The 5,132-nt window shown below is 72.3% G+C and carries 4 protein-coding genes and 2 pseudogenes; 3 read left to right on the plus strand and 3 right to left on the minus strand.

Annotation, left to right across the window (positions count from 1 at the left end; all coding sequences use genetic code 11):
* Window positions 1–15 precede the first annotated feature (15 nt).
* A pseudogene (locus AOK24_RS46775) lies at window positions 16–405 on the minus strand (helix-turn-helix domain-containing protein); the annotation flags it as partial.
* 103 nt (window positions 406–508) lie between these two features.
* On the opposite strand from AOK24_RS46775, the gene AOK24_RS37310 reads away from it, so the two are divergent.
* Window positions 509–1,126, plus strand: coding sequence for a hypothetical protein (locus tag AOK24_RS37310; protein WP_055724379.1), 618 nt, complete (start codon window positions 509–511; stop codon window positions 1,124–1,126).
* A gap of 732 nt (window positions 1,127–1,858) precedes the next feature.
* On the plus strand, window positions 1,859–2,329 hold the full coding sequence (locus AOK24_RS37315) for an ATP-binding protein (protein WP_055724380.1): 471 nt from the start codon (window positions 1,859–1,861) through the stop codon (window positions 2,327–2,329).
* Window positions 2,330–2,434: 105 nt separating this feature from the next.
* Here AOK24_RS37315 and AOK24_RS37320 read toward each other — a convergent pair whose 3' ends face one another.
* Window positions 2,435–3,499, minus strand: coding sequence for a DUF2637 domain-containing protein (locus AOK24_RS37320; protein ID WP_055724381.1), 1,065 nt, complete (start codon window positions 3,497–3,499; stop codon window positions 2,435–2,437).
* 317 nt (window positions 3,500–3,816) lie between these two features.
* A complete protein-coding gene (locus tag AOK24_RS37325; protein WP_055724382.1) occupies window positions 3,817–4,662 on the minus strand; it encodes a (2Fe-2S)-binding protein in 846 nt (281 codons plus the stop codon).
* A 157-nt stretch (window positions 4,663–4,819) separates the two neighbouring features.
* Between AOK24_RS37325 and AOK24_RS37330 the strand changes: the two are divergent.
* Window positions 4,820–5,132: pseudogene (locus AOK24_RS37330) on the plus strand (GntR family transcriptional regulator); the annotation flags it as partial.

The raw sequence follows: 5,132 nt of genomic DNA on the forward strand, positions 1-5,132 counted from the left end.
CACCGGCTGTGGTTACTGGCGCTCCTGGACCGCCAGTAACCACAGCCGGTGCAGTTCGAGGCGTTCCTCCGGGCTCGCTCCGCAGAAGCCCGCGAGCCGTTCGACGGGGGCGAAGTCCTGGGGGACGGCCTCGCCCGCGCAGTACCGGTGGAGGGTGGAGGTGTTCATGCCCAGGCGCCGCGCGAGGGAGCCGTAGCTGCGGTCCGTGCGGGACTTCAGGTCCCGCAGGCGTTCCGCGAAGTCCGCCGCATGCTGGCCGCTCGTCACCGTGCCCCCGTGGTGTCCGGGCCTGGGACGGCATCCCAGGCACTCGTATATGTGCACGTCAGCAGGGGTGGGATGGTTCCATCCCCGGCGGACGGCCGCTGTCGCTTGCGGTGCTCCCCCGTGGCCCCTGATGCTCATGGTGTCGCACCGAACGGCCCGGTCGGAACCCGACCTGCTGCGCCGACGGTACGCCGGGGTGCGACCCCTTCACATCCACGTACACACTCACGGGGGACCACCCATGCGTACTCGCCTGCACGCGGCCGTGCTCACCGCACTCTCCGCCGCTTGTCTGACGGTCGTCACCGCGACCGCCGTACCCGCCGCCACGAACCCGGCCCCGCCGGGCTTCCTCGCGGCCGGCGACCTGCCGCCGTACCTCTCCTCCCCGTGGACGGCGGGCCCGGTCACGGCGGGTGTCCCGGAGGAGGTCGAGGAGGACACGTGCCTCGGCAAGGCCCTGAGCGGCGGCGGGACCTGGTCGCGCACGTTCCGCACCGACCTCGACGCGGGGGCCTGGCAGGTGAGCGTGGTGCTGCCCGACGAGACGCAGGCGAAGGGGCGTTACGCCCGGATCGTCAAGGACGTCCGCTCCTGCGCCGAGCGGATCGAGCAGAAGTACCCGGACATCCAGGCCGAGTTCAAGGACTACGGCGCGGTGCAGGTCGAGGAGGGCGCGCACGTCTTCGGCCTGCACACGGCCGCCGAGTGGGGCGCGCTCGACGTACGGCTGCTGGGCGTCGGCCGGGACGGGCGGACCGTCACCGTCGTCGACTGGGGACAGATGGGGACGTTCAAGGACGCGCCGGTGAAGGCGTTCAAGAAGACCACGGTCACGGCGGTGAACAAGCTCCGCTGACCATCCGGGACGGGGCCGCCCTCACGCATGGGGGACGAGAGGGCGGCCCCAGCACCACGCCCCAGCACCGCGTCCCGGCAGTGCCGTATCTGCGGCGCCGGTCCCCCTCTGCGTCACCTCTACGCCGGGCCCGGACCCCCTCCGTGGCCCGCTCTCGGCGTCGCGCTCGCGCCACGTCTCCCGTTCACCCGCCGCTCACCCGCCCGTGACCAGCACCGGGCCCTCGTCCGCACCACCCCGCCTCCCGGACGCGCGTCGGTTTCCGGCCAAGTTCACGTGCACGGCGCGGGGTCGCGGCGCGCTCTGCGGCCCGTCACCCGGAGGCAGGCTCTGGCCCGGGCTCCGGTCGGGCTACGACGGGTTCGGGAGCCGGGGCTCGACGCGGGGGACCGACCCGTACGCCGGGGGCGCGTAGACCGGGCGGCGTCCGGAGGGCACCGCGGGGTGTCCGCGTCGCGCAAAGCACGCGGCACCACCCTTCCCGCTCGCGTACACGCCGCGCAGGGGCCCGGTGTCCCCGCGGTCACCTCGCAGCGGGCCAGTGGCATATGCCCCGGGCCCTTGTCGGCAGGTCAGGGGTGTCGCGGTCGACATGACACCCCGTGCCGACAACATGGCCGAACACCTGGGCGTCGGCGACGGCCCATGACTGCCGCCCGCCTCACGGGGCATGGATCCCCGTGAACGTGTTCGAGCAGGAGGGAAACCGACATCGGCGCGCGGGCGGGGGTCATGAAGAGGCAGGCACGAGGGGGCGGTCCCACGGCGATCGGGGCCTCCTCGGCGAGACGGACAGGCGAGGACTCCATCGACAGGGGGCAGCCGCAGCTGAGACGGCGGCTGGGGCGGGCGGACCTGGGCGCGGTGCCCGAGGCCCGGCACGCGCTCAGGGAACTGCTGCACAACTGGGGAAAACCGGGCCGCTCGGACATCGCCGAGCTGCTCACCAGCGAACTGGTCACCAACGCGCTGCTCCACACCGACGACGACGCGGTCCTGACGGCGTCCGTCGGCCCCGACGGACTCCACGTGGAGGTACGGGACTTCGTGGACCGGCTGCCCCGCCCGCAGGCGCCGCGCGCCGACGACGGCACCCACGGCCGGGGCCTGCTGCTGGTCCAGGCCCTCGCGGACTCCTGGGGGATCAGGCCGCACGGCATCGGCAAGGCGGTCTGGTTCGAACTCGACGCGGACGCCGCGTAGTTCGCGCGGCGGATCGCCGCAGGACGCACAACGGGGCGGGGGCGCGGCCCTGTTCAGGTCGCGCCCCCGCCCCGAGGTACTCCGTACGGCACACTCCGCACGGCATCAGCCGAACTGCTGCTCCAGATCCTTGAGCTTGCGCTCCAGGGAGTCCAGTCGCGGCAGCGCCATCGTGTCGTCCTCCGCGGTCAGGTCGACGGTCGCGGGCGAGGCGGCGGACGCCTCGGAGCCGTGCCGGACCGGAGAGAGGGACGGACGCTGGCGGACCGGAAGCTGCTCCGGTGCTCCGGCGCCGGCTATGGCAGGCTCCGAGGAGGCCGCGACCCGCTCCAGGGCGACCTCGGCGGGCGCGTCCATCGGACGGCCGCCGCGCCCCGGGAAGCCCCGGTGACCCCGGCTGATCGCCTTCAACTGGGCCTTCTCCACGCGCTGCTGGTCACGCCGGAGCCGCTTCGACTCCTCCTTGCGCTGCTTGTCGTCGCGCACCTCGTCGACCGCCTCGTCGAGGCTGCGGACGTTCTCCAGGAGCATCAGCGACCACGCCTTGTACGTCTCGCGCGGAGCCCTTATCCAGCGCACGACACGGATCTGCGGCAGCGGACGCGGCACCAGACCCTGCTCGCGCAGCGCGGCCCGGCGGGTCTGCTTCAGCGCCCGGTCGAAGAGGACCGCGGCGGACAGGGACATCCCGGCGAAGAACTGGGGCGCGCCGTCGTGGCCCAGACCCCGGGGCGCGTGCACCCAGTTGAACCAGGCGGCAGCGCCCGCGAACGTCCACACCAGTATCCGGGAGCCGAGCGCCGCGTCACCGTGGCTCGCCTCGCGCACGGCGAGGACGGAGCAGAACATGGCCGCGCCGTCGAGGCCGAACGGGACGAGGTACTCCCACCCGTTGGAAAGGCCGAGGTTCTCCCGGCCGAAGCCGACCAGCCCCCGGTAGGAGAGCGCCGCGGCGACGGCGGCGCAGCAGAACAGCAGGACATAGGAGGCCATGCCGTAGAACGCTTCCTTGCGCCTACGCCGTTCCTCGCTGCGCTCCCAGGAGTCGTCCTTGGCGTGCTCCCCGCCGGACCGCTTGCTCCGCGCGAGCACCGCCATCGCCGCCAGCAGGCCCAGGAGCAGTACGGCGCCCGGAAGCAGCCAGTTCAGCGATATGTCGGTCAGTCTCATCTGGAGTCCCTTGCATTGGGATAGGGCGTATCGCCCGCCATATTGGCCCAATCCCACCGGCCCTCAAGGGGGTTTCGGGACAAGAGGCCGCCAAGGAGGTGCAAGGGGATGCCCACGGCGACGTTCTGCTCGAACTGCTGCTTGAGCGGCGGGAGTTGAGTTCGAATAAGACTACCCGTACGGATGGTTCCACGGAAAGTTCCCGCGGCTCGTGAGGAAATTGTGAATCCCCTGTTACCGTACGGCCGTCCCGTTCGGCGATGATCTTACGACAGCACCGGACGCACCCCCGCACCGAGGGGGTGTTTGAGCCGGCGTCAACTCGCCGCGGTGGCCGTGAGCTTGGCGATCCGCTCCGCGTCGCAGGTGCGCGGACACGTCACGCACATGTCGTCCGGGTCGATCGTGTAGTACATGCAGCAGCTCGCCCGGTCCCGCGTCGGCAGCGACTGCCCGTCGGGGCCGGTGAGTTCACGGAACGCCGCCGTCCCCACGTACGGCCGCGTCGCCCCCGGCAGCAGCAACTCCAGCTCCCGGCGCGCCCGTTCCTTCTCCTCTTCGCCCAGCAGCGCGGCGACGTACCAGACGCCCTCGACGATCTCGTCGGTCACCATCGCCCACAGCGCCCGGCCCCTGCGCCGCATGCGCGGACCGAACCCCGCCAGCAGCGGCTCGTGGTGCTCGGCGACCGCCGCGCGCAGCTCCGCCCTCAGCGCCTCCTCGTCCGGCACGACCCGCGCCCCCGGCCGCCCCGCCGCCGGGTCGCCCGGCAGGCACGCGAACGCCTCCGGCGTACGGACCGCGAGGCGCATCCCCTCCGTCCGGTCGTACGAGACATGCGTCACGGGCAGGCGCGGCACCCGGCGGTGCAGGAACCAGGGGATCGTGAACAGCAGGCACGCCGGCCACGAGTAGCGGTGCAGGCCGAAGCTCGCGACCACGTCCGGGCGGCCCTTCCTGCCGTAGTCCCGCAGGACCTGTGCCTCGTCCCAGGCGAGGTACCGCTCCAGCTCGGCGTTTCCCTCCGCGAGCCCCGCCGCCGAGACCCAGCCCGGGGCGGTGGGTGCCGGTTCGCCGTCCCCGATGTGCCGCACCGTGACGCTCGGGCAGACCTCCGTCAGGCGGGCGTACGCGTCGTGCACGACGGGCGGGGGAGTGGGCATGCCGGGGCCACCGATCCACGAGTTTCTGAAGGTAAGCCTAACCTTACTCAAGATGGTTGGGATTTGAACTGAGAGCCGGTGGGCCTAAGGTGCTTGACGGACGAGTAACAACCGGTCGTAATGGCCCCAAGTACCGACAAGCCCGGAGGAGACCCCCGTGACCCCTGCCACACCGGGCTCCTACGAGCCGTACGGGATCGCCGCCGCGCGCTTAGAGGGCCACGCCGACGCCGGGTACGCCGGTGAGGCCACCGAACGCCGGGCGAGCGTGCCTCAGCAGGGTTCCGCGCGGGGCGAGCACACCCACAGCGAGCTGCCGATCCCCCGCCCCCGGCCGATCGTCCAACGCGCCTCCGTCCGGGGCCAGATCCTCGACGCGCTGCGCTCCGCGCTGGGCACCGGTGAACTCCTCCCCGGCGAGGTCTACTCCGCCCCCGCCCTCGGCGACCGCTTCGGCGTCTCCGCGACAC

Source organism: Streptomyces niveiscabiei, from assembly GCF_001419795.1.
Lineage (GTDB): Bacteria > Actinomycetota > Actinomycetes > Streptomycetales > Streptomycetaceae > Streptomyces > Streptomyces niveiscabiei.

Coding starts and splice junctions, on each gene's coding strand:
- AOK24_RS37325 (WP_055724382.1), bottom strand. CDS start 4,662: ATGCCCACTCCCCCGCCCGTCGTGCACGACGCGTACGCCCGCCTGACG.
- AOK24_RS37315 (WP_055724380.1), top strand. CDS start 1,859: ATGAAGAGGCAGGCACGAGGGGGCGGTCCCACGGCGATCGGGGCCTCC.
- AOK24_RS37310 (WP_055724379.1), top strand. CDS start 509: ATGCGTACTCGCCTGCACGCGGCCGTGCTCACCGCACTCTCCGCCGCT.
- AOK24_RS37320 (WP_055724381.1), bottom strand. CDS start 3,499: ATGAGACTGACCGACATATCGCTGAACTGGCTGCTTCCGGGCGCCGTA.